Below are 21797 nucleotides of genomic sequence, written 5' to 3' on the forward strand. Positions count from 1 at the left end.
TTACATAGCCATGTAGGGCCGCGCCTTACACACAGGTCAAGCAGAGGCCTTATCAGCGTTCGAACTTCGGCTTGCCCGCCTGCTGCTCCCACCAGCGGAAGGCCTCACGCATGAGCTCATGGTGACCGGCCAGGCCGAGCTTTTCACGCACGCGGGTGCAGTAGACCTGCACGGTCTTGATGCTGATGCTGAGGGAGTCTGCAATCTGCCGCGTGTCGCCACCCTGGCCAAGCATGCGAAAGACCTCCAGCTCGCGATCGCTGAGGGTGCTGATGTCCGAGGAACTGGTGCGGTTTCCCAGATAGCGCTCGGTGATCTGGGCCTGAACCTCCGGGCTGACGAACACGCGCCCGGCGGACACCTCACGAATGGCATTGACGATTTTTTTGGTGGTGTCCCGTTTGCTGACGTAGCCACGGGCACCTGCACGGAGGGCGCGGTCGGCATAGGTGAGCTCATCGTGCATGCTGAGAACCAGGGAGATACTCTCCGGAGAGACGCGGCGGATGTCCTTGATGAGTTCCAGACCGGAGCCAGATGCGAGCATGATGTCCACGACGACGACGTCGGGCTTGAGGGTCTCGATTTTGGAGAGCGCCTCAGGGGCTGCTTCGGCCTCGCCGCAGATGGTCATGTCTGTCTGCTGATTGATGAGTGTACCAAGCCACTCACGAACCAGGGGGTGATCATCGACGATAAAGATGCTCTGGTGTTCACTCATGCAAAAAATCAGACAGAGGTGGGCCCGGCGCCCTCGGCGCGGGAGCGGGTGGGCACAAGAACACTCACACAGGTGCCATGTGCAAGAGCGCAGACTTCGCACACGGCCCCGATCATGTCTGCACGGTGGCGCATGATGTGCAGGCCCATGCCGGACTTGCGACCTGCACCAGGCGGCAGGCCGATGCCGTCGTCCACCACCTGCATCTGCACGCCCCTGGGGGTGTTTTGAAGGGAGATGGTGATACGCTCTGCACCGCTGTGGCGCACGGCATTATTGACCGCCTCCTGGGCAATGCGGTAAAGGTGCACGACGGCCTCGGAGTCATCGAGGAGGACCTCCTCCGGCATTTCCAGGGTACAGTGCAAACGTGCGCGAATGGTGGTGGTGCGCGCGAGCTCGCGCAGTGTGGCGGTGAGGCCGAGCATGTCGAGCTCCACCGGAGCCAGACCACGTGCGAGGCTGCGCGCGAGATCGATGCCGGACTCGATGAGGCCCACAAGCTGCTCGCTGTCGGCAGCCTCTGGCAGCGACTTTTGCTGCAACTTTTCACTCAGCACCTGACCTGCGAGCGCTGCGCTGGTGAGATGCTGGCAGAGGCTGTCGTGAAGATCGTGCCCGATGCGGCGCTGCTCGCGCTCGCTGACCTCGAGGACGGCTTCTTCAAGTTTTTTGCGCTCCTGAATCTCTTCCAGCAGGGCGGTGGTGCGCTCGCGCACACGCACTTCGAGCTGCCGCTGAAACATGCGCAGGCGGTACAGCACGGAGATCATCACCATGTAAAAGCTGATGGAGATCACGCAGTTCCACCCTGTGACCAGCCTGTTTTTGTTCACCGCTCCGCTAGCGAGATCGCCGGTGAGGGAAAGGGCCACACTAATCAGTGAGACGACCACTCCCATGCGCCAGCCGCCAAACCAGGTGGCCAGATAAACGGAGACCAGATAGAAGATGGAGAACTGAAGCTCAAAGCCTGCATGATAGTCCACCATAGCCACCACGGGCAGCAGCAGAAATGCGACCCAAAGCCATTTTCGATTTGAGCCCGACCGTTCAGAATACTGTGAGGAAACGGCACTCATGGATCATTCAACGCAAAGTCATTTGTTGGCATGCCTGAATCATAAGGCATGCACCGTACCGGGTTTCAAGGACCAATGTCAACATGCCATTGCAGCCCGGGAAAAGGCTCCCCGGCTGCAATTGATCCAATACGGCATGAACTGACTGAGCCGCGATCAATACGTCGCGCGGCCGCCGGAGAGATCGAATACGGCGCCGGTGGTAAAGGAGCAGTCTTCGGAGGACAGCCAGGCAACGAGAGCTGCGGCTTCCTCCTTTTTGCCGAAGCGGTTCATCGGGATCTTGGACAGCATGTAGTCGATGTGCTGCTGGGTGAGCTGCTTGAGGATGTCGGTCTCAATGACGGCGGGTGTCACTGCATTGACGATGATGTTGCTGGTGGCAAGCTCCTTGCCGAGAGATTTGGTCAAGGCAACGACCCCGGCCTTGGAGGCGCTGTAGTGGGCGGCATTGGGATTTCCCTCCTTGCCGGCGATGGAGGCGATATTGACGATGCGGCCGTAGCCGTTTTTGAGCATGTGCGGGACGACGGCGTGGCAGCAGTGGAAGGGGCCGTTGAGATTGATGGCCATGACGCGCTGCCATTCGGCGGGATCGGTTTCCCAGGTCTTGGCGTTTGTGCCGGCGATGCCGGCGTTGTTGACGAGGATGTCGATCTTGCCGAAGGCACCGATGGTGGATGCGGCGGCGCTTTCCACGGAGGAGATGCTGGTGAGATCCACGGTGGCGGTGTGCACTTTGCCGAGGGCGGAGAGTTCAGCCTTGGCCGCATCGAGCGCAGCTGCGTCAATATCCCAGAGGCAGACGCCTGCTCCGGAGCGTAGCATGCGTTCTGCGATGGCGTGGCCGATTCCGCGTGCGCCACCGGTGACGATGGCAACTCTGTCTTTGAGGTCGATTTGATTCATGGGCAGAGCAATCGCTCTCAGTCCTCCCAGACTTTCAGCAGTTCCACTTCAAAGATGAGGGTTTCATTGGGGCCGATGTCGATGCCTGCGCCACGTTTGCCGTAGGCGAGCTCCGAAGGGATGAAGAAGCGGTATTTTGCCCCCTCCTGCATGAGCTGGAGGCCTTCAGTCCAGCCTTTGATGACACGCTTGAGGGGAAACTCGGCCGGTTCGCGCCCGGCGAGGTAGGAGCTGTCAAACTCCACGCCGTTTAGGAGGGTGCCGCGGTAGTTGACCACGACGGTGTCCTTGGCCTTGGGGCTTTTCCCGGTGCCGGGGGTGAGGACTTCATACTGGAGGCCGCTGGCGGTGGTGGTGATGCCTGGCTTGGTGGCGTTCTGGGCGAGGAAGGCGCGGCCGGTTTCGAGTGCGGAGGTGGACATGGGTAAAAGGGGCGCGCTCCATCAGCGCAAGCCCGGGCGCATGCAACCGCAAATGATGTGCATTGGGCGTTGGTTTCGGCGAAATCCCTGCCATTCTAAACGCGTATCCTAGATACCCCCAAATTCCTCCTTTCATGCTTCGCCGCCTCATCTTTGCATCCATCGCGATTCCATCACTGCTTTCCGCTGCTGAACGTGGACAGGACGCCTATAACCAGCGGATCCTGCCGCTGCTGCAAAAGTACTGCTATGACTGCCATGGAGACGGCACGGACAAGGGCGACTTTGCGCTGGATGAGTACCCGGAGTACTCCAAGCTGATCGGGGACAAGGTGTTGTGGGACCACGCGCGGCAGCAGTTGGTGACGCATGTGATGCCGCCGGAGAAGAAGGAGAAGCCGCCGCTGAGTGAGCGCGATGAGATCGTGGCATGGATCGACAACACGGTGTTCTGGTTTGACCCGAAGAAGATCGACCCGGGACACATCACTTACCGCCGTCTGAACCGGACCGAGTACAACAACACCATCCGTGACCTGCTGCTGGTGGACATGAAGCCCGCCAATGAGTTCCCGCCGGATGACACGGGCTACGGCTTCGACAACATCGGGGATGTGCTGAGCATTTCGCCGATGCTGATGGAGAAGTACATCCGTGCGGCCAATGCAGTGGCGGCCAAAGCGCTGGACACCTCCAATGTGGAACGGCTGGACATGGAACTGGGGGCCAAAAAGTTCTGGAATCAGAAAGGCGAAACGAAGGAGTGGGACGGCGTGCGGTGGTTCCACAGCAATGCGGATGCGGCGACGAAATTCACAGCGCCCGCCAGCGGCAACTACCTGCTGAAATTTCACCTCTCCGCCACGCAGGCAGGGCCGGACGCGGCAAAGGTGGCGCTGAGAGTGGATGACAAGGAGCTCGGCACCTTTGACGTGACGGCACGCTACAACGGCGACAAAGGCCCCTGGCAAATGATTCAGCAGCAGGTGCAGCTCAAAGGCGGGGAGCATAAGATCGTGGTGCGTTTCATCAATGATTTCGCGGACCCGCAGAATCCGGACGCGAGCAAGCGGGACCGCAACCTTGCGCTGGAGAAGATCGAGATCGAAGGTCCAGACGGACTGCTGCCACCACGCGGCACGCGACTGGTGCAATGGCTGCTGGATGGCAAGCCTGCGGGGCTGCCGGCCATCAACCTGAGCGGTGAAGACTTTGAAAACGGCCAGGGAAATGCGAGCCGCGACACGGGAACCATCGAACTGCCCTCGAACGGCTATGTGAAGCATCACCTGGATCTCGCGATTGCTGGCAAGTACCGGCTCGCCATCAAGGCGGGAGCACAGCAGGCAGGCGGTGAGCCTGCGAAGTTTGACGTGCGCATCGGCGGTAAAAATGCCGGCTCCTTTGCCATCACGGCCAAGGACCAGACGCCGCAGAAGTTTGACGCGGAAGTGGAACTCCCTGCGGGCAAGCATGAAATCCAGGTGTGGTTTCTAAATGACTACTACGACGAGAAAAAGCACGAGGACCGGAACTTCTGGCTGCACCAGCTCAAGGTGGAGGGGCCGCTGGACCAGCCGGGGGGGATCTCTGCTGCTGATGTGCACAGCCTTGTGGACAAGCTGGGACAGCGCCTTTTCCGCCGCCCGATGCGCGAGGCAGAAAAGACGAAGTGGCATGGCATCGCAGATCTCGGACTCAAAGAGAACCTGCCGCCGATGGAGGCCATGGGCTACGTGCTGCGCGGCATGCTCATGTCTCCGGGATTTCTTTACCGAGGGTCGCCCACACCGGTTGGCGAGGTGAAGGACGGTGTGGCATTGATCGACGAATACAGCCTTGCCTCGCGGCTTTCATATTTCCTGTGGTCTGCGCCGCCGGATGAGAGGCTGCTGCAGCTGGCGGCGAAAGGCGAGCTGCGCAAAAACCTCGCGGCAGAGGTGAAGAGGATGATCGGCGACTACCGTGCGTGGAGCCTGACGGAGGATTTTGCCGGCCAGTGGCTGCAACTGCGCGACATGGACATTGTGGATGTGGATGAAAGGCGCTTCCCAGACTGGAAGGGCGGCATGGCCTACGCGATGAAGAAGGAATCCCAGATGTTTTTTGACAACATTCTGCGGAACAATCTGGACGTGATCACATTCCTGAATGCCGATTACAGCTTCATGAATGAGAAGCTGGCGCGCTTCTATGGCATCCAGGGAGTGAAGGGGGACAAGTACCAGAAGGTGTCGCTGCAGGGCACTCCGCGTGGGGGCATCCTGACGCAGGGGAGCATCCTGACGCTGACTTCGACGCCGACGCGCACGTCTCCGGTGAAGCGTGGCAAGTACCTGCTGGAAAACATCCTGGGCACACCGCCGCCGCCCGCACCGGGTGGCGTGCCGCCGCTGGATGAGCGAAAGCAGCAGTTTGGCAAGATGACGCTGAGGCAGCAGTTTGCCGAGCACCGCAGCAATGCCTCCTGCGCAGGATGCCATGCCTTCCTGGACCCGATGGGCTTTGCATTTGAGAACTACGACGCCATCGGGCACTGGCGTGACGAGGAGAAGAAGCAGCCCATCGACGCCTCGGGCTCGCTGGTGCGTGGACAGACCTTTGCGAATCTGGCGGAACTGCGAACGATCCTGGTGCGGGACATGAGCGACCAGTTCGTCAAAAACCTCGCCGACAACCTGCTTATTTTTGCACTGGGGCGCGGCCTGGAATACTCCGACAAGCCGACAACGGAGGAGATTCTGAAGAAGGCGAAGGCCTCCGGCAACCGCATGCAGGACATCATCCTGGCGGTGTGCGAGAGCGTGCCGTTTCAGAAGATGCGGGCAACGCCGTAACCGGCGGGGGATTTCGGGGTTTACCGCGCACCCGCACGCAGCGAGCATCCAGCGCAATCCATGAGCAAGCAGATCAACGACCACGAAGATCCGCCAGGCGAAAGCTGGCGTGACGAGCCGATCCAGCCCAAGCAGAAGGCGGTGCTGGAGTTTCTGAAAATGCCGGTGCCGCCTACACGCGGGGGCGCGAGCAACCTGATCAAGGCGGTGTTTGAAGGGCCGGGAGGCTACGCGCACCAGAACCTGTGGAACGCCTCCAAGCATGAGCTGCACCCGGACCTGTACCCGGAGCCTGCCAAGAAGCTGCCGCAGCCAAAGCCGACGAGCCTCTTTACCAAGATCATGGTGGTGCTGGCGGGAGTGGCGGTGGTGTTTTATGCCATGGACCAGTATGTGGCGTATTCCAACAAGAAGGGTGCCGTGCCTGAAGCCTCCGCGTCGCCCGGAACAGTTCCCCCGCCGCCAGCGCCGCCGAAGGTGGTGAATGAGATGGTGTCTCTGGAAAGCACGGATGGGAGGACCATCAAGGCGCGCATCACGGCCTTCACTAAGGAGAGCATCGTGATCCGCCGGGAGGATGGGGAGAGCTTTGACCTGCCGCTGGAAAAGCTGTCCGAGGGATCGCGAAAACTGGTGGAGGAGCAGCGCGTGGCCCGGCGTGCGGGGCGGACGAAGTGAAGAGGCTCGGCATGTGGTTCATTGACCAGACCAGATCATTTTTCTAGGACGGGGCGCAGGCCCGGGTTTACTCAGAGGTCATGCATTCCATTCTCATCATCGGCTGCGGCAGCATCGGCGAGCGGCATCTGCGCTGCTTTCAGCAGACAGGGCGCTGCGAGGTGAGCGTGTGCGATGCGAATGCCGCGCTGCTGGAGACGGTGAGCCGGCGCTATGGCGTGACGGCCTACGGCACGCTGGCGGAGGCGGCGAAGGCGCGGCGCTTTGACGCGTGGGTGATCTGCACGCCTGCGCACACGCATCTGGCCATAGCCCGTGAAGGGGCGGCGCAGGGCGCGGCGCTGCTGATCGAGAAGCCGCTGTCCGTGACGCTGGAGGGGCTGGAGGAGACGCGCGCGGCGCTGGCTGCGAGCGGGCGCTTTGTGGCGGTGGCGTATGTGTACCACTGCTTCCCGTGGATCGTGGCGGCGCGTGAGTTTCTGCAAAGCGGGACGCTGGGCAGACCGCTGCATGCCAGCGTGGTGGCGGGGCAGCATTTTCCAACCTTTCGCCCGGCCTACCGGGACATTTATTATGCGCGGCATGAGACGGGCGGAGGCGCGATCCAGGATGCGCTGACGCACATCGTGAACGCGATGGAGTGGATGATCGGGCCGATGACGCGGGTGTATTGCGATGCGGCGCATCAGCAACTGGAGGGCGTGAGCGTGGAGGATACGGTGAACGTCTCCGCACGGCATGGCGCTGTGCTGGCGAGCTACGCGATGACGCAGTTTCAGGCGGCGAACGAGGCGGTCTTTGAAATTCACTGCGAGCATGGCAGCGTGAAGATCGAATCTCACGCGCAGCGCTGGGGAAGCATGAAACTGGGCGAGACAGAATGGACCTGGCACAAGACGCAGCCGCTGGAGCGGGATGACCTTTTCATCGCGCAAGCGAACGCCTTTCTGGATGGGATGGAGGGCAAGGCCTGCGCGCTGAGCACCTTTGAGGAGGCGGCGCAGACGCTGCGCTTTAACCGGGCCGCGCTGGAGTCCGCCGCCAGCGGCATGCCGATCACGATTTCATGAACACCGAAGGCAAAGAACTGCGCCTGGCGATGCTGGGGATGATCGAGGGAAACGGGCACCCGTACTCGTGGAGCGCGATCATCAACGGCTTCAATCCGGAGGCGATGGCGGCCTGCCCCTACTCTGCCATTTTGAGCTATCTGGGAAAGCAGCGCGTGGAGGATGTGCGCGTGCCGGGCGCGCGGGTGACGCACCTGTGGACGGATGATCCCGCCGATGCGACCAAGGTGGCGGCGGCGAGCCTGATCCCGAACCTTGTCTCAAAGCCTGAGGATGTGATCGGCCAGGTGGATGCGGTGATCATTTCGACGGATGATGGCGACGACCACATCCGGCGGGTGAGGCCGTTCATCGAGGCGGGGCTGCCGGTGTTTGTGGACAAGCCGATGGCGACGAACATGGCGGACCTGCGGCAGTTTGTGCAGTGGCACGAGGCGGGGGCCACGATCCTCTCCACGAGCGGGATGCGCTATGCGCCGGAGATGCGGCTGAATGAGGAGCAGCAGGCGCTGGTGGGAGATCTGCGGTGGATCACGAGCTTCACCTGCAAGACGTGGGAGCGCTATGGCATTCATGCGCTGGAGGCTGTGGAGCCGCTGCTGGGCACGGGTTTTATTACCGTGCAGGCGCACAGCGATGCCGGGGGCGATGTGATGCACCTGACGCATCGTGGCGGCGTGCGTGTCACCATTGGCGCGCTGCATGATGCGTATGGCAGCTTTGGCGCGGTGCATCTGTATGGCACCAAGGGGCAGCTGCCGCTGCGGCTGACGGACACCTACAGCGCGTTTCGCGGGCAGCTGGTGGCTTTCATCGAGATGCTGCGCACGGGCGCGCGTCCCCTGCCCTTTGCGGAAACCGTGGAACTGATGGCGGTGATCATTGCAGGCCGGCGCAGTCGTGAGCAGAATGGGGCCATGATTCAAGTGGAAGACATTATCCAAGAAGTGCGTGCTTAGATGACGATGAATCCTGAGCACCACCTTCAACGCGTGCCAAGAATGGCGGACAATGCTGCCCTGGGGTTTCTCACCACTTTGGCATTATCGGCTTTGGCCTGTGTTGCACGCATGGTCATCACCAAGGATGCAAGTGATGCGGCGGTCTTTCATGTTCTGTTTGAACCGTACGTTTTGGCGGTCGGCTCCATCGCCATCGGCCTTGTCTGTTATAGATCCGCGAGAGTCCGAAAATGCTGCATTGCCCTGCTCGTGGTGCTTATGAGTGTTCTTTTGCTGATGCAGCTCTTCAGCTTCTTGCGGGAAGAACTCGCCTCAAGATTTTAATTTTCCATTCATGAAACTCCGTCCCTCACGCATCCTCCGCGAGCTGCGCTCCGGCCAGAACAGCACTGTGCTCAAGCTGAATATGGGAGACCCCCGCATCGTGGAGCTGGCAGGACTTGCTGGTGCCAGCGCTGTGTGGCTGTGCAATGAGCATGTGCCGAATGACTGGCTGAATCTGGAGCACCAGGTGCGCGCGGCGAAGCTGTATGACATGGACACGATCGTGCGCGTGAACAAGGGCGGCTACAGCGAATATGTGAAGCCTTTCGAGTGCGATGCCACGGGCATCATGGTGCCGCATGTGACGAGCGCGGACGAGGCGCGAAACGTGGTGGACATGGTGCGCTGCCAGCCGCTGGGGCACAAGGCGCTGGATGCTGGCAACATGGACGGGCTTTTCTGCCAGGTGCCGCTGGCGGAGTATGCCCACCACTGCAACACGGAGAAGTTCATCATCCTGCAGATCGAAAGCCCAGAGGCGCTGGAGGTGGTGGAGGAGATCGCGGCGGTGCCGGGCTTTGACATGCTGCTGTTTGGCGCGGGAGATTTCAGCCACCGCATCGGCAAGCTGGGACAGGCCACGCATCCTGAAGTGGTGGCCGCGCGCAAGCGTGTGGCGACAGCGGCGCTCAAACATGGCAAATACCCGGCGGTGGCATCGCTGTATGGGCAGAAGGAGGAGGTGCTGGCGGAGGGTACGCGCGTTTTTACGCTGGGCGCGGATGTACTGGAGCTGGGGAATGCCTTCAAGAAGCTGGTGGGGGATTTCGGCGGCGGTGCGGCGGCCAGCGGAAGTGATTCGATTTACCAATCCAAGTAAGCGCCATGTCCTCAAACTTATTCTCTCTCGAAGGCAAAACGATCCTGCTCACCGGAGGCGCGGGGCTGTATGGCCGCGGGCTGGCGGCGATGCTGGCGGAGACGGGCGCCACGCTGATCCTGGCCTCGCGGGATGTGGCGAAGCTGCAGGCGGTGGCGGAGGAGGAGACGGCCCAGGGGCACCGCGTGTTTGCGGAGTCGCTGGATCAGGGAGATGAAGGCTCGGTGGTGGCGCTGCATGAACGAGTCACGGCACAGCATGGTGCGCTGCACGGGCTGGTGAACAACGCGGTACTGCGGCCCATGAAAGGCACGAATGGAGCGACGGAGCAGTTTGCGGAATCCATGCGTGTGAACGCCACGGGCCTGATGCTGATGCACCGGCACTTTGGCAAGACCATGGCGGAGGCCGGACGCGGGAGCATTGTGAACATCGGGAGCATCCAGGGGATGATCGGCCCGAGCTACGAACTCTACACCGGCACAAACATGGGCGACATGCCGCCGGATTACTTCTTCCACAAAGGCGGGATGGAAAACCTCACGCGCTTTTACGCGGCGTATTACGGCCCGAAAGGGGTGCGCGTGAACAACCTCGCGCCGGGCGGCTTTTTCAATCACCAACCGGAGCCGTTTTTGCAGCGCTACTGCGAGCACACCATGCTGGGCCGCATGGCGGATGAGACGGACCTGGGCGGTGCGGTGATCTTTCTGCTGAGTGACGCCTCGCGGTATATCACGGGGGTGAATCTGCCGGTGGATGGAGGGTATACGGCGAAGTAGCTGAGAGCTTTGCGAGCGGACAGGTCTGTCGCATGATGGCCCGGCGCTTCATGCAGGAACGTAGGATGGACGTGGCGACAGCCCGTCCGTCCATGAGCGTGTGGCAGGGGCTTGAGAGTACGAGTGCTCTGGCAAGTCGTGAGAGAATCACGAGCGGTGGAGGTTTGCGGACGCGCTCGTGTTCGGGCGGTTTGGCGGAGGGAGGCGGTGGTGAATGGGCGTGTGTTCGACGCCAAACACGACCGACCTACGTTCCAGAGCGGCCCACACCCTTTCAGCGAGAAAACAGAGCTGTTTTCAATGGCTTATCGAATTACTTGAGGTCTGCCACGGGGATGCGGAAGCATTTGTCGGTGCGGGATTGTTTTTTGTCTTCGCCGCCAAGGCAGTAGATGTAGTCGCCGAGGCGGACGAGGCTGACCATGGCGGCGTAGGGGAGCGGCTTGGCTGGGGTGTAGGTGTCGGTCTTGGTGTCGTAGATGACGGCGTCTGCGGTGAAGTCGGTGGTGTAGCCTCCGGCGATGTAGATGCGGTGGTCGTCGAGCGCGACGGCACAGAGACCGCGAGCGGCCACGGCGAGGGGCCGGAGTTTGCGCCAGGTGTTTTTGGCTGGGGAAAAGGCGTAGGCCTCGGTGGAATTGACGGGGGCCTTGGCTGCGGCGTCGTAGTTCATGCCGCCGAAGAGGAAGAGCTCGTCTCCCAGGACGGCGGAGGCGGCGACGGCGAAGGGTTTGCCGGGGTAGTCGGCGAGCGGAAGGGCTTTGTAGTGGCGGTCCTGCCCGGGCTTGTCGATGAAAACGATTTCATGAGCCGACCTCACCAGACCGGACAAGTCGGCAGCGTCTTTGGTCCCGCCCACGATCAGCCTGCGGTTCAAGACCTCTCCACCGGCGGACAGCACGACCGCTACGCCCAAGTCCCGGATTCCCATACCATGGGAGGTTTTGACGCTGTCGATGACCAGCGTCTCAGGACGAGGCTTTTCGCCATCGCTGCCTCCGAGAACCGAGAGGCTCACATCGCTGCCCTGACATGCGAGTCCATAGGCTAGAGGTCCGCCGGGCAGCTTGGTTCCCAGGTCGGATCTCCATGCCATGGTGCGTGTGTCGAAGTATCGGACCGAATTCAGCCAGTTCTTACGGCCACCCTCCCAATTGGTCCCGCCGATGATGACAATGGACTGGCCCTGTGTCCCACACATGAAGCCGCCATTCGGCTCCGGCAGCGGAGGGAGCGGCTGCCAGTCGGCGGCTTGGGTGGAAGCCGCGAGAACACCCACTGCCAGTACGAGGAGCCAGCGAGCAGCGCGGAGTGTGGCATGCTGCGGAGTGCTGCGGACTGAAGTCCGCGCTCCTGGGGCGCTGGGTGTGCGACAGGGCCTAGGAGCTTGTCTTGGCATCGGGGTCCGTGGCACGTGCATAGTGGTCGGTGTGGGGTGATTTCCAGCCGGGACGGAGGCGCACGTCGGCGGTGCCGCTGAGGGCGCCGGGGGCGCTGGGCGGAGAAGGGTCGTCTTTGCGGCGCATCTCCCACCAGCACTGGCCGCAGTGGTTGTGCTCGTGGTCGATGACGAAGCCGGCCTGTTGCATGAGCGGGCCGATCCAGCCCATGCAGTGGTCGCAGTAGTCGGCGTATTGATGCAGGTCGTTGCGAATGAGGAAGCCTTTGGAGGGGCATTCGTGCATGTCGATGCGGAAGACGTCCTCCGTGACGGTGCGCTCATACACCGCGCCCTCGTCTGCGAGGGTGGGGCCCCAGTATTCCTTCATGCCTTCGATCCCCTTCCCGACGATTAGCTCCACCGCATGCGACTGCGAGTCCTGATGGATGGCCTCGTCCCAGTAGGCGCGCACGAGTTCATGGCCGCCCTGCTGGCGCAGCCATTCAAAGGTCCACTCGTAGTGTCCGCAGAAGTCGTAGCAGCCGATCATGAGGCGGTGGCGATGTCCTCCAGGTTTTGCGGGGCGGTGTGCGCCGTGCGTTTGAAAAAGCGCTGGGTGCAGGCGCCATTGCCGCCGCAGACGCGCGCGGTCAGGCCCGCAGGCGCGGCGATGGCTTCGCTCACAAAATGGCAGTGCTGGCAGAACTGCGGAACGATCTCGCGTGCATGCTCGCGCAGGTGGTGGATGGCGGGGCAGCGGGTGACCTCGAGGCGAACTTCGTCGGCGGACTCGACCACCTCCACCCCGGCACCGGGCTCGGCTTTGAAAAAGGCGCGCCAGTAGTCCGCGACGGCGGGCAGGCCGTGCTGCGCCCAGTTTTGCGACACTGGGCGGTAGTAGCTGCCGCCGAGATCGCGCCAGTAGCTGCGCAGCGCCTGCTCGCCACGATGGCGCAGGATGAAGCGGAAGGTGGCATTGATGGCGAAGTAAAAGTCGGCATGGCCCGCCGGCTTGGTGTCGGTGTAAGGCAGAGACGTGGTGGCGGGCGCGGCGTCTGACATGGCGGCTGACTCCATGAATAGCACCCGTGCCGGGTATTGTCCGAAGATTTGTCTGGTCTAAAAAACTGACCAGAAAACAGCCTGGCATGCGTCCGTTTTCATGGGGTATAAAAGCAGACCGAGCATGACTCACTTTTCCTGGATCGACTACCTCATCTTTGGCGGCTACCTGACGGCGTCTGTGGGCGTGGGCCTGTTCTCCGCGCGCGGGTCCAGATCGCTAGGCGACTACTTTCTGGCAGGACGTGGCATGAACAGCATCCTGGTGGCGATGTCCATCCTGGCGGCGCTCTTCTCCGGGATCAGCTATCTCGCGGGTCCGGCGGATGTGTACAAAAACGGCTTCGCCTTTGCCTACGTGATCCTGGCCTTCTTCATCGCCACGCCGTTCACGGCGATGTACATGCTGCCCAAATTTTACCAGTCGCGCTTCTTCACGGCGTATCAGTTTCTGGAGGAGCGTTTTTCGCTCTCCGTGCGGCTGCTGGCCTCGGGGCTCTTCATCTTCCGCGTGGCGCTGTGGCTGGCGGCGGCCACGTATGCACCTGCGCTGGCGCTGGAAAAAGTGACGGGCATGCCGCTGTGGCTGACCATCCTGGCGTCCGGTATTCTGACCACTCTCTACACGGCGCTGGGTGGCATGCGCGCGGTGATCTGGACGGATGTGATGCAGCTCATCGTGCTCTTTGGCGGGCAGCTGGTGATCGTGCTGGTGGCCGTGGGCAAGATCCCTGGCGGGCTGGGCGGTGTGTGGGACACAGCGGTGGCGGACCACCGGCTGGACCTGAGCCTTTCCTTCAGCCTGTCCGAGCGTGTGAACCTCTGGGCCGTGCTGCTGGCGGCGGCGTTTCTGCATCTGGTGCAGATGGCCACAGACCAGGTGTCCGTGCAGCGCTACCTCACGGCAGGCAGCCTGAAGGAGGCGCAGCGCTCCCTATGGATCAAGCTCTGGATGATCCTGCCGGTGCTCGTGCTTTTCTACGGGACGGGGCTGGTGCTCTACGCCTTTTACAAAACACATGGCGATCCCATGGCGGCGGGGCTGATCGCGAAGGAGGACCAGATCCTGCCCTACTTTGTGGTCACACAGTTGCCAGCCGGGCTGCCGGGGCTGCTGATCGCGGCGATCTATGCGGCCAGCATGTCCACCATCTCTGCGGGCCTCAATTCTCTGGCATCGGCCACTTTTGTGGACTTCAAGCAGCGGCTCTCCAAAGAGGCTGCAGGCACGCAGGAGCAGCAGGTGGGCCGCGCGCGGCTGATCACGGTGGTCTATGGCTTCATCGTCATCGGGCTGGCCTTTGCGGTGTCACTCATGCCAGGAAATCTGGTGGAGTCGGTCAATACCGTGATTGGACTGGTGGGCGGACCGCTGCTGGGGCTGTTTTTTCTGGGCATGTTTACAAAGCGGGCGACCACACGCGGTGCGCTGCTGGGCTGCCTGGCGGGCTTCATCGGTCTGCTGGCGCTCTACCTTTATCAAAACGGCATGCTTACCAGCGTGAAGCCGCCGCTGCTGGTGTCCTTCATCTGGTTCAGCCTGCTGGGCACGCTGATCACGCTGGGTGTGGGGCTGCTCACTTCCGGCCGATCTGGCCCGTCGTCAGGCCGCCATCAATGATGATGGTCTCCCCGGTGATGTAGCGGGCGGCGTCTGAGCAGAGGAAGACGGCGGCACCGGCCACGTCGTCCGGGGTGCCGAGGCGGCGGAGGAGGATTTTCTTTTCGTAGTGCTCCACCATGGCGGTGTCGCTGGAATGCACGAGGCCCGCGGTGAGCGGGGTCTTGATGAGGCCGGGGGCCACGCCATTGACGCGGATACCATGGTCTGCCAGAGAGACGGCGAGGGATTTGGTGAGCATGACGAGAGCACCCTTGCTGGCGTCATAAGCGGCGGAGTCGGCCTCGGCCTGGAAGCCGTTGGTGGAGGAGGTGATGAGGATGCAGCCGCCGCGCTTTTCCGCGACCAGACGGCGGGCAAAGGCCTGCGCGGTGAAAAAGGCGGAGGCCATGTTGAGCTGCACGGTTTTGTTCCACCGCTCGCGGGTCATTTCGAGAAATCCGACGTCAAAGAAGCTGCCCGCATTGCACAGCAGGGTGTCGAGGCCGGGCTCCGCCTCAAAGGCGCGCTGCACGAGCATTGCAGGAGCATCGTCCGCCGAGAGATCGCAGGCCACGTAGGAGGCCCAGGCGGGAAAGTCGGCGGGGCGCTCGTTCAGCCCATGACAGACGACGCGCGCCCCGGCCTCATGCAGGCCGTCTGCCATCGCGAATCCAATGCCCTGGGATGATCCTGTGACCAATGCCGCCCGACCTTCAAGAGAGAATGCTTTTATCATGCCTAGGTTTCTTATAACGTCGGCAGGAGGCTGGTCAATACACGGATATTGCCAGGATCAAATGGGGTGGCCGAGATAGGCGAGGGTGTTGGTGTGGGCGATGCGGCCAACTATCTCTGCGCCGCCTGCGGTGAGGGCGTCCACTTCGGCTTTGTAGGTGCTGATGAGGCGCACGACTTGGCCGTTGATCTCGGCGGCGTAGCTGTAGAACGGGGAGTCGCTGCCCCACATGAACTTTTTCGGGTAGGCGGCGGCGAGGTCCATGATGACGCGCGCGGGGTCGGTGTAGTCTGAGTCAAAGCGACGGGCCCTGGGGGCGACGTAGGGGAGATCCTGCACGGCGCCGACGCAGTGGATGCAGTGGGCGGAGTTGTCGAACCAGGTGTTTGGCAGCGCCCGCACGCGGTCGAGGCATTCTTTGTCAAAGCGGCAGGAGTGCGCGAGGCAGAAGCGCACGCCGGGGTTTTCCTCGGCGATGTCGAGAATGTCATGAGCCTGGGCCCAGAGATCGCTCTCGGCCACGCTGGAGTGAATGAGGAAGGGCACATCCCACTCGGCGGCGAGTTCGACGAAGACCTTGCCGCGGTCGCGCAGGTGCTTGATGTCGGCCTGGAGGATGGTGGTCTGCATCTTGATGCCGTGAAAGCGGTACTCGGCACGGAGCTTGCGCAGTTCCTTCTCCTGAGCGGCGGTGTTGCGCATGGGGTCGCCCATGACAAAGGGGAGCATGCGCTTTCCCTCCTCGGGGAAGAGCTCGTAGCACTCCTTCATGAGTCGGCGGTTTTCAAAGGCGTAGGGGATGTCGTGGAGGCGGCCTTTCTCGTCCTTGATCTCGTTGTCCATGAAGGCGGTGACATCGAGCGCGAGATGGCTGACAAAGGGAAAGACGATCCAGCGGTCCACGCCGAGGGCGAGTCCTTCGTCATGCATGGTGACGAGATGCTGGGCGTAGGGGAAGTCGCCGTGGAGGTAGAAGAGAAGGTCTGAGCCGACGTGGTTGTGGCAGTCGATGATCATGGTGGGGTGAGGCTGAATGGGGAAAGTTCTATCACTGGGCGCCGAGGTTTTGCGGGGCCTGCGCAGGCAGGTCCTGCACCTGCTGATGGCGCACATAGCGGCGTAACATGGGTGTCAGACCGGCGGGCAGCTCTGAGGCGGCACCGAGGCATGGGGAACCGGGGGCGAGGCTGAAATCCTGATCCTGCAAAGAAACAAAGCCGGGAGCCGTGCCGACGAGCGAGGGCGCGAGGGTTTCGATCTTTCCGGAGAAGTCATCCACACTTGGCACCCAGCCCTGGGTGAGCCAGTTTTTACCGAGCCTGAGCAGGCCCTGGGTGCTCATGAGCGAGAGCCTCTTTCCCGAAGCGGTGGTATGAAGTATGTTTCCATGGCATTCCACGGTCTCCTCCGGGGAGGAGAGGCGGAACAGCACAACGGCATGCAGGGAGGTGGAGACGACGGTGTTGTGATAAAAATGCAAGGTTCCTTTGCGGTAGCCTGGGGTGCTGCCGCTGTCCCCGCCGTAGTGGACAAACTGGTTGTTGCCGTCGCCTTCGCGCTCGATGAGCACATTGCCATGCACATGGGTCTGGCGGTAGGCGGGCGAGGCATTGAGGGCCGGATTGCCCGTGGCGTCCACGAGATCGAGCTGGCGGTTTCCGCCTTCGATCCAGCAATAGCGCACCACGAGTCCTGCGGAGCGGTCCTTGAGATTGTTGCCGCTGCAGCCTGCGCGCAGGGGGCCGAAGTGGCAGCCCTCAAACACGAGGCCGTCGCACTCGGTGTAGGCATTGTGCTCAGTGACGCTGCCGGGATTGCCATTGTCATAAAAGTGGCAGCGCTCGACGATCACGCTTTTGGAAGAGGCGCTGATGACAAGACCGTTGCCGCTGCCATGCAGCGCGAGGTTTCGCAGGGTCAGATGATCGACGATCTCCACGTGCAGGCTGGCGGCGTCCTTGCGATAGCGGACGGCACCGCGCCTGCCGATGAAGGTGCGGGGATCGAGTCCGCCGCGAATGTCCAGATTTTCCAGCACGATGTGCGAGGGCGCAGACTCGTCGGGGACGCTGGCGCCGCCGATTTTGACCACGCTGCGCTCCTGGCCCCAGTACTTGAGCTGCGGGCGCGTGGTGGCGTCTTCACCGTCGATGACGGGGAGCTGCCCGGCAGGCCCGGGAACGCCGCTGACGGTGACGGGCTTTTCCGCAGTGCCACGGCAACTGAGGACCCACTTTTCACGATAGGGCTGCTCGCGCCAGTGGATGCGCACGGTGTCTCCGGCGGCGAGTTTTTCCCAAGGCACGGAGCCGATGTCCGGCAGTGGCTGCGAGGGGCCGACCTCATACACCGCCGTGTGCGCCAGACTGGCTGCAAGCAGTGAGGTGATGGTGCAGAGAATCACACGGCAGTTCATAAGCAGGAGAGGTCGCAAGGACACTCGGACGCGGGCACTCGATTGCCAGTGAATATTCCGTGGATCATACCAGCCGTGCAAAGCCCTGCTGCGGTGCCGGTGCCTCGTCCAGCGGAGCCTGGGAGACGATGGCGAGGGAGTCGTCCAAGGCTGAGAGCATGGAGGAGAGATGCTCCTCGGAATGGGACCAGGTGACGTAGAGCTGGCTGGACATCAGGAAGCCGCGCTGAAGCATGTGGCGGATCATGAGCGGCTTGGCGGCGGGATTGGCAAAGGCGAGCGAGGGAGCACAAGGCATGCCGCCGATCTTGAGCTGAAGGGACGGATGCCGTGCTGCCACCTCGCGCAGGCGGGACTGGAGGCTCTCGCCCATTTTCCACAGCTGCTGCTGCACGCCCTCGCGCTGCATTTTGCCGATGCAGGCCAGCGAGGCGGCGGTGCCCACGCCATCGGTCCAGTAGCTGCTGGAGATGAAGCTGCTATTGGCCGCGTCCATGACGGAGTCGGTGCCGATGATGGCCCCTGCGGGGTAGCCATTGGAGATGGCCTTGGCATAGACGGCGATGTCGGGCTGGATGCCGAGGCCGGGGGCTGCACCGGGAAAGCCGAAGCGCCAGCCGCTGGTGACTTCATCGAGCACATAGACCGCGCCTGCGGCGTGGCATTCAGAGATAACCTGCTGGAGAAAGGAGTCGCGCGGCAGCTCGGAGCGCATGGGCTCCATGACGACGGCGGCGAGTTTTCCCTCCAGCTTTTGCAGGGCGGCGCGGAAGGAGGCGATGTCATTGTAGCGGAAGGGCACGGCGGTGCCTGCGAGCTCGCGCGGCACGCCGAGGGGCTGCAGGCCGGGGAGGAGGTGGCCGTCGAGCGCGGCGTCGTCGCTCAAATTGGCCGCGAGATACCAGTCGCTCCAGCCATGGTAGCCGCAGAAGGCGACGCCGCTTTTTCCGGTGGCTGCGCGTGCGATGCGCACGGCGAGACCGAGGGCCTCGCCACCGCCGCGTGCGTAGCGCACCTTTCCAGCCCATGGGTGGAGAGCGAGCAGCGCCTCGGCGAGCTTCACTTCATCGGGAGAAGCTAGCGTGGCGTAGCTGCCGAGATTCACGCGGCGCTTCACAGCGGCATTCACTTCATCATCGGCATGACCGAGCAAGATGGCGCCGACGCCGCCGGTGAAGTCGGTGTAGCGGCGGTCATCGAGGTCCCACACATAGGCCCCTTTGGCGCGGGAGAAATAGGAGGGCCAGGACTGGGGATCGAAGAGGTGGGCTCGCTTGGAGAGGAGGCCGGTGCCGCAGGAGATTTTCTCTTTTGCCTGCTCCCAGAGCTGCGGGCCGGAGGGGGCGGCGGGCTTGGGCCTGAGGAGACGCAGGGCGTTCTCGCGGAAGATGTCCTCCAGATCTCCCTGAGTCATGCCGGTGTCTTCGCAGGCCTCGCGCAGGCAGAGGAGAGACTCGATGCCGACGGTGGTGTACTGGCCGAAGATGGTGAGCTTGTCCGCGGTGATCTCGGGGTGGATCCAGGTGAAGCCATCGCCCTGCGTGATGCAGGAGCCGCGCAGCTCGCTGACCATGTAGTCGCTGCCCCAGAGGACGCGGCGGGGACCCAGGATCTCCAGCGCGGCGCGGAAGGCCCCGGCCTGGGTGACGGCGGAGGTGTCCACGACGACATTGTCGAGGTCCACGAGATGATGCAGCCCCTCGCGGGCGTGGCGGTAATTGAACGAACGGGCCACATGGGCCAGCACCAGCTTGCAGCGTGGATAACGGCGGCACAGGCGGCGGATGGCCTCCACATTGCGCGGATCGGTGATGCCATCTGCCAGCATGATGTGCAACATCAGGACACCGTCGTGCTCGTGGCAGAGCTCCCACATCCACCCGGGCGCGAAGGATTCGATCTCCGCCTCCTTGGTGTCCGGCACATCGGCGTAGAGGCGGTAGGGCTTGATGCCGACAAAGACGCCGGTGCCCAGGAGGCGGCGGACTTCGGCGGGATCGTCGGTGGGTGCAGCGAGGACGAGTGCGCGCGAGTTTCCCGAGCCATCCACCTGCGACTGCAGCCAGGCATTCTCCCCTGCCCTGTCGTTTCCTGCGCTGGGGTAGCCAAAGAACAGGCCCTCAACCTGACGACCTGGAAGCCAGAGGCGCATGGCGGCCTGAAAGTCTGCCATGCCGTAGCCGCGATTTTCATCCAGAAACACCGGCCGCTTTCCCTCGGCGAAATGGCGCGAGTGGAAGAGATGGGTGTGCACATCAAAGACGCACTCCGGCACAAAGCCATCGATGGCGCGATGCAGCAGGCAGCGGTCGGTGTCGTTGAGTTCCGTGACAAGGGAGAGGGACATGGGGATCAGTCGTTGAGGTAGATGGCATACACCTTTGCGGCGCTGCCAGAGGGGAAGTTCACACGCAGGGCGGTCTTCTGGCCTGCGGGCAGAGGTTTGGACCACTGGAGGGGCACGCGGACGCCGCTGGTGCTGAGCTTGATTTCGTAGCCGTCGAGCGGGTGGTCGAGGTGATCGAGAAGCTGCACGATGAGCGGGGCCTCCGCAGTAAGGCCGTCCACATTGAGGGCGATGTCTTTTGCGATGAAGGGGCTGGTGATGAAGTGGCCCTCCTCCTCGGCGACCTTGGTCGAGAGCGAGCCAAAGCCGTCGCGGCGCAGGGTGGCGAGGCCGATGTCCATGTGCTCGAGATCGCCGCCGGTGTTCCAGTGGGAATACCAGATCATGGTCTTGTCTCCCTCGTTCACAAAGGCATGCCCCTGGAGGATGGCGATGTCGTCCCACTCGCCCTCTTTGCCACGGGGGATGATTTTGAAGCCGGGCACAGGCTCACGGTAGTGCACGCCGTCATTGCTGATCATGAGGCCGAGGTCCACGCGCACGCCGTAGTTCCAGCTTTTGCCCTTGGGGGGCGGCTGGTCGGCGTCCTGCCACATGCCGTGGAGGCCGACCATGACGTTTCCACGATTCCACAGGCCTGCGCCCATGTGCATCTGCTGGCCTTTGACCGGAGGATCGGAGAGCTGGCCGGGGCGTGCATAAGAGAAGGCTTTGGCGCGGGACCAGGTGACGAAATCGGGAGAGCGGTAGGCCAGCATGACGCGGCCGATGTCGCGGCCATCCGCGCGCCAGGACCAGGGGCTGAGAAGCTGGCCGGTGGCATAATAGAAATCTCCGAAGCGGTAGAGGCTGCTGACTTCAAAGCGCTCGCCGCCGGCATTGGCGGGGCGGTCGCCCACGCATTTCCAGCTCAGGCCGTCCGCGCTGGTGGCGGTGACAAAGGCACCCCAGCGTTTCTCATTCGGTCCGATCTTGGTGCGCCCGCCTTTGACGTCCTCGAAGGGCATGTGGGCGATGTAGGCGCACTTGTAGCGCTTTGAGGGATCGGGCTCGTCCGGCTCGTAGAGCACGGAGAGGAAGTCGTTCACGCGGGTCATTGAATAGGGCTCGCCCTCGATGCGGCAGATGTTGTTCCGGGTGTTGCCGTTGAACTCAACGAGGCCGAGCGCGGGCTTGGTCCAGGTGATGCCGTCCTTGCTCTCGGCGTAGCACATGGGCCGCCACCAGCCGGGGGCCTGGCCTTTCTGCACGGCCGCCTCATGCATGCCGAGGTACCACATGCGGAAGGTGTCGCCCTGTTTGATGACGGTGCCGTAGAGCACGGCGTGGCCGTGGTCCGGCGCGCCCTCGGGGCCGTTGGTCAGCACGGGATTGCCGGGGTGCTTCTGAGCCTCCTGCAGCGTGAGCTTCAGATTGTGCTGCCAGGCGATGTTGTGATCGTCAAAAGCAAAGAAGACCTGCTCGGCTGCATGGAGCTGGAAAGCGAGAACGCCCAAGATGCAAAGGGTGAGTTTCATGGGCGAATTGTGAATCCCAGCGATGGTGTTGCGAGCGGTAATCGCTGGTTCGGTGAGCGGACCAGTGAGGGGGATAGGATGGTGGTATAAGTGCAAAACGCCGGAGCGCGTCGAAGCGAAAAGCAGCA

General features: G+C 62.4%; 20 protein-coding genes. 8 read left to right on the plus strand and 12 right to left on the minus strand.

Features of this window, described 5'->3' with window-relative positions:
- Window positions 1-52: 52 nt before the first annotated feature.
- The 4 genes from ACZ5WW_RS03155 to ACZ5WW_RS03170 form a co-directional block, all read right to left on the minus strand.
- Complete coding sequence (locus tag ACZ5WW_RS03155) at window positions 53-721, minus strand: response regulator (RefSeq protein ID WP_377170000.1); 669 nt, start codon at window positions 719-721, stop codon at window positions 53-55.
- An 8-nt stretch (window positions 722-729) separates the two neighbouring features.
- Window positions 730-1803 carry a sensor histidine kinase gene (locus ACZ5WW_RS03160; protein WP_377170002.1) on the minus strand — a complete coding sequence of 358 codons (1074 nt, stop codon included), beginning with the start codon at window positions 1801-1803 and terminating at the stop codon, window positions 730-732.
- A gap of 156 nt (window positions 1804-1959) precedes the next feature.
- The gene (locus ACZ5WW_RS03165) at window positions 1960-2712 is read right to left on the minus strand and encodes an SDR family NAD(P)-dependent oxidoreductase (RefSeq protein ID WP_377170004.1); all 753 of its coding nucleotides are present in this window, start codon (window positions 2710-2712) and stop codon (window positions 1960-1962) included.
- Between the two features lie 17 nt (window positions 2713-2729).
- Window positions 2730-3134 carry an FKBP-type peptidyl-prolyl cis-trans isomerase gene (locus ACZ5WW_RS03170; protein WP_377170006.1) on the minus strand — a complete coding sequence of 135 codons (405 nt, stop codon included), beginning with the start codon at window positions 3132-3134 and terminating at the stop codon, window positions 2730-2732.
- Window positions 3135-3268: 134 nt separating this feature from the next.
- On the opposite strand from ACZ5WW_RS03170, the gene ACZ5WW_RS03175 reads away from it, so the two are divergent.
- The 7 genes from ACZ5WW_RS03175 (at window position 3269) to ACZ5WW_RS03205 (ending at window position 10607) form a co-directional block, all read left to right on the plus strand.
- Window positions 3269-5971, plus strand: a complete 2703-nt coding sequence (locus ACZ5WW_RS03175) for a DUF1592 domain-containing protein (RefSeq protein ID WP_377170008.1) — start codon at window positions 3269-3271, stop codon at window positions 5969-5971.
- A gap of 60 nt (window positions 5972-6031) precedes the next feature.
- A complete protein-coding gene (locus tag ACZ5WW_RS03180; protein ID WP_377170010.1) occupies window positions 6032-6649 on the plus strand; it encodes a hypothetical protein in 618 nt (205 codons plus the stop codon).
- A gap of 80 nt (window positions 6650-6729) precedes the next feature.
- The gene (locus ACZ5WW_RS03185; RefSeq protein ID WP_377170012.1) at window positions 6730-7719 is read left to right on the plus strand and encodes a Gfo/Idh/MocA family protein; all 990 of its coding nucleotides are present in this window, start codon (window positions 6730-6732) and stop codon (window positions 7717-7719) included.
- Complete coding sequence (locus tag ACZ5WW_RS03190) at window positions 7716-8678, plus strand: Gfo/Idh/MocA family protein (protein ID WP_377170014.1); 963 nt, start codon at window positions 7716-7718, stop codon at window positions 8676-8678. Before ACZ5WW_RS03185 ends, ACZ5WW_RS03190 begins: the two co-directional genes overlap by 4 nt.
- Window positions 8679-8684: 6 nt before the next feature.
- Window positions 8685-9005, plus strand: a complete 321-nt coding sequence (locus tag ACZ5WW_RS03195; protein ID WP_377170016.1) for a hypothetical protein — start codon at window positions 8685-8687, stop codon at window positions 9003-9005.
- 10 nt (window positions 9006-9015) lie between these two features.
- On the plus strand, window positions 9016-9825 hold the full coding sequence (locus ACZ5WW_RS03200) for an HpcH/HpaI aldolase family protein (protein WP_377170018.1): 810 nt from the start codon (window positions 9016-9018) through the stop codon (window positions 9823-9825).
- A gap of 5 nt (window positions 9826-9830) precedes the next feature.
- Window positions 9831-10607: an SDR family oxidoreductase gene (locus ACZ5WW_RS03205; RefSeq protein ID WP_377170020.1), complete on the plus strand. Its 777-nt coding sequence runs from the start codon at window positions 9831-9833 to the stop codon at window positions 10605-10607.
- Between the two features lie 313 nt (window positions 10608-10920).
- On the opposite strand, the gene ACZ5WW_RS03210 is transcribed toward ACZ5WW_RS03205, so the two are convergent.
- The 3 genes from ACZ5WW_RS03210 to ACZ5WW_RS03220 all read right to left on the minus strand — a co-directional run bounded on the left by ACZ5WW_RS03210 (window position 10921) and on the right by ACZ5WW_RS03220 (window position 13050).
- On the minus strand, window positions 10921-11703 hold the full coding sequence (locus ACZ5WW_RS03210; RefSeq protein WP_377170022.1) for a Kelch repeat-containing protein: 783 nt from the start codon (window positions 11701-11703) through the stop codon (window positions 10921-10923).
- A gap of 283 nt (window positions 11704-11986) precedes the next feature.
- Window positions 11987-12538: a hypothetical protein gene (locus ACZ5WW_RS03215; RefSeq protein WP_377170024.1), complete on the minus strand. Its 552-nt coding sequence runs from the start codon at window positions 12536-12538 to the stop codon at window positions 11987-11989.
- Window positions 12535-13050, minus strand: a complete 516-nt coding sequence (locus ACZ5WW_RS03220; protein WP_377170026.1) for a hypothetical protein — start codon at window positions 13048-13050, stop codon at window positions 12535-12537. The genes ACZ5WW_RS03215 and ACZ5WW_RS03220 overlap by 4 nt, the downstream gene beginning before the upstream one ends.
- Before the next feature lie 124 nt (window positions 13051-13174).
- On the opposite strand from ACZ5WW_RS03220, the gene ACZ5WW_RS03225 reads away from it, so the two are divergent.
- Window positions 13175-14671, plus strand: coding sequence for a sodium:solute symporter family transporter (locus tag ACZ5WW_RS03225; protein WP_377170028.1), 1497 nt, complete (start codon window positions 13175-13177; stop codon window positions 14669-14671).
- Here ACZ5WW_RS03225 and ACZ5WW_RS03230 read toward each other — a convergent pair.
- From ACZ5WW_RS03230 to ACZ5WW_RS03250, 5 genes are all read right to left on the minus strand, one after another.
- Window positions 14628-15389 carry an SDR family NAD(P)-dependent oxidoreductase gene (locus tag ACZ5WW_RS03230; protein WP_377170031.1) on the minus strand — a complete coding sequence of 254 codons (762 nt, stop codon included), beginning with the start codon at window positions 15387-15389 and terminating at the stop codon, window positions 14628-14630. The genes ACZ5WW_RS03225 and ACZ5WW_RS03230 overlap by 44 nt on opposite strands.
- Before the next feature lie 57 nt (window positions 15390-15446).
- On the minus strand, window positions 15447-16406 hold the full coding sequence (locus ACZ5WW_RS03235) for an amidohydrolase family protein (RefSeq protein ID WP_377170033.1): 960 nt from the start codon (window positions 16404-16406) through the stop codon (window positions 15447-15449).
- Between the two features lie 31 nt (window positions 16407-16437).
- The gene (locus ACZ5WW_RS03240; RefSeq protein WP_377170035.1) at window positions 16438-17805 is read right to left on the minus strand and encodes a right-handed parallel beta-helix repeat-containing protein; all 1368 of its coding nucleotides are present in this window, start codon (window positions 17803-17805) and stop codon (window positions 16438-16440) included.
- Between the two features lie 64 nt (window positions 17806-17869).
- On the minus strand, window positions 17870-20152 hold the full coding sequence (locus ACZ5WW_RS03245) for an aminotransferase class III-fold pyridoxal phosphate-dependent enzyme (protein ID WP_377170037.1): 2283 nt from the start codon (window positions 20150-20152) through the stop codon (window positions 17870-17872).
- Between the two features lie 5 nt (window positions 20153-20157).
- Window positions 20158-21669 carry a glycoside hydrolase family protein gene (locus tag ACZ5WW_RS03250; RefSeq protein ID WP_377170039.1) on the minus strand — a complete coding sequence of 504 codons (1512 nt, stop codon included), beginning with the start codon at window positions 21667-21669 and terminating at the stop codon, window positions 20158-20160.
- Window positions 21670-21797 lie beyond the last annotated feature (128 nt).

It is taken from the genome of Prosthecobacter fluviatilis, assembly GCF_055388355.1.

Bases quoted from the DNA above. Each gene is read 5' to 3' on its own strand.
- ACZ5WW_RS03155 (WP_377170000.1), bottom strand. From the start codon at position 721: ATGAGTGAACACCAGAGCATCTTTATCGTCGATGATCACCCCCTGGTT.
- ACZ5WW_RS03160 (WP_377170002.1), bottom strand. From the start codon at position 1,803: ATGAGTGCCGTTTCCTCACAGTATTCTGAACGGTCGGGCTCAAATCGA.
- ACZ5WW_RS03165 (WP_377170004.1), bottom strand. From the start codon at position 2,712: ATGAATCAAATCGACCTCAAAGACAGAGTTGCCATCGTCACCGGTGGC.
- ACZ5WW_RS03170 (WP_377170006.1), bottom strand. From the start codon at position 3,134: ATGTCCACCTCCGCACTCGAAACCGGCCGCGCCTTCCTCGCCCAGAAC.
- ACZ5WW_RS03175 (WP_377170008.1), top strand. From the start codon at position 3,269: ATGCTTCGCCGCCTCATCTTTGCATCCATCGCGATTCCATCACTGCTT.
- ACZ5WW_RS03180 (WP_377170010.1), top strand. From the start codon at position 6,032: ATGAGCAAGCAGATCAACGACCACGAAGATCCGCCAGGCGAAAGCTGG.
- ACZ5WW_RS03185 (WP_377170012.1), top strand. From the start codon at position 6,730: ATGCATTCCATTCTCATCATCGGCTGCGGCAGCATCGGCGAGCGGCAT.
- ACZ5WW_RS03190 (WP_377170014.1), top strand. From the start codon at position 7,716: ATGAACACCGAAGGCAAAGAACTGCGCCTGGCGATGCTGGGGATGATC.
- ACZ5WW_RS03195 (WP_377170016.1), top strand. From the start codon at position 8,685: ATGAATCCTGAGCACCACCTTCAACGCGTGCCAAGAATGGCGGACAAT.
- ACZ5WW_RS03200 (WP_377170018.1), top strand. From the start codon at position 9,016: ATGAAACTCCGTCCCTCACGCATCCTCCGCGAGCTGCGCTCCGGCCAG.
- ACZ5WW_RS03205 (WP_377170020.1), top strand. From the start codon at position 9,831: ATGTCCTCAAACTTATTCTCTCTCGAAGGCAAAACGATCCTGCTCACC.
- ACZ5WW_RS03210 (WP_377170022.1), bottom strand. From the start codon at position 11,703: ATGGCATGGAGATCCGACCTGGGAACCAAGCTGCCCGGCGGACCTCTA.
- ACZ5WW_RS03215 (WP_377170024.1), bottom strand. From the start codon at position 12,538: ATGATCGGCTGCTACGACTTCTGCGGACACTACGAGTGGACCTTTGAA.
- ACZ5WW_RS03220 (WP_377170026.1), bottom strand. From the start codon at position 13,050: ATGTCAGACGCCGCGCCCGCCACCACGTCTCTGCCTTACACCGACACC.
- ACZ5WW_RS03225 (WP_377170028.1), top strand. From the start codon at position 13,175: ATGACTCACTTTTCCTGGATCGACTACCTCATCTTTGGCGGCTACCTG.
- ACZ5WW_RS03230 (WP_377170031.1), bottom strand. From the start codon at position 15,389: ATGATAAAAGCATTCTCTCTTGAAGGTCGGGCGGCATTGGTCACAGGA.
- ACZ5WW_RS03235 (WP_377170033.1), bottom strand. From the start codon at position 16,406: ATGATCATCGACTGCCACAACCACGTCGGCTCAGACCTTCTCTTCTAC.
- ACZ5WW_RS03240 (WP_377170035.1), bottom strand. From the start codon at position 17,805: ATGAACTGCCGTGTGATTCTCTGCACCATCACCTCACTGCTTGCAGCC.
- ACZ5WW_RS03245 (WP_377170037.1), bottom strand. From the start codon at position 20,152: ATGTCCCTCTCCCTTGTCACGGAACTCAACGACACCGACCGCTGCCTG.
- ACZ5WW_RS03250 (WP_377170039.1), bottom strand. From the start codon at position 21,669: ATGAAACTCACCCTTTGCATCTTGGGCGTTCTCGCTTTCCAGCTCCAT.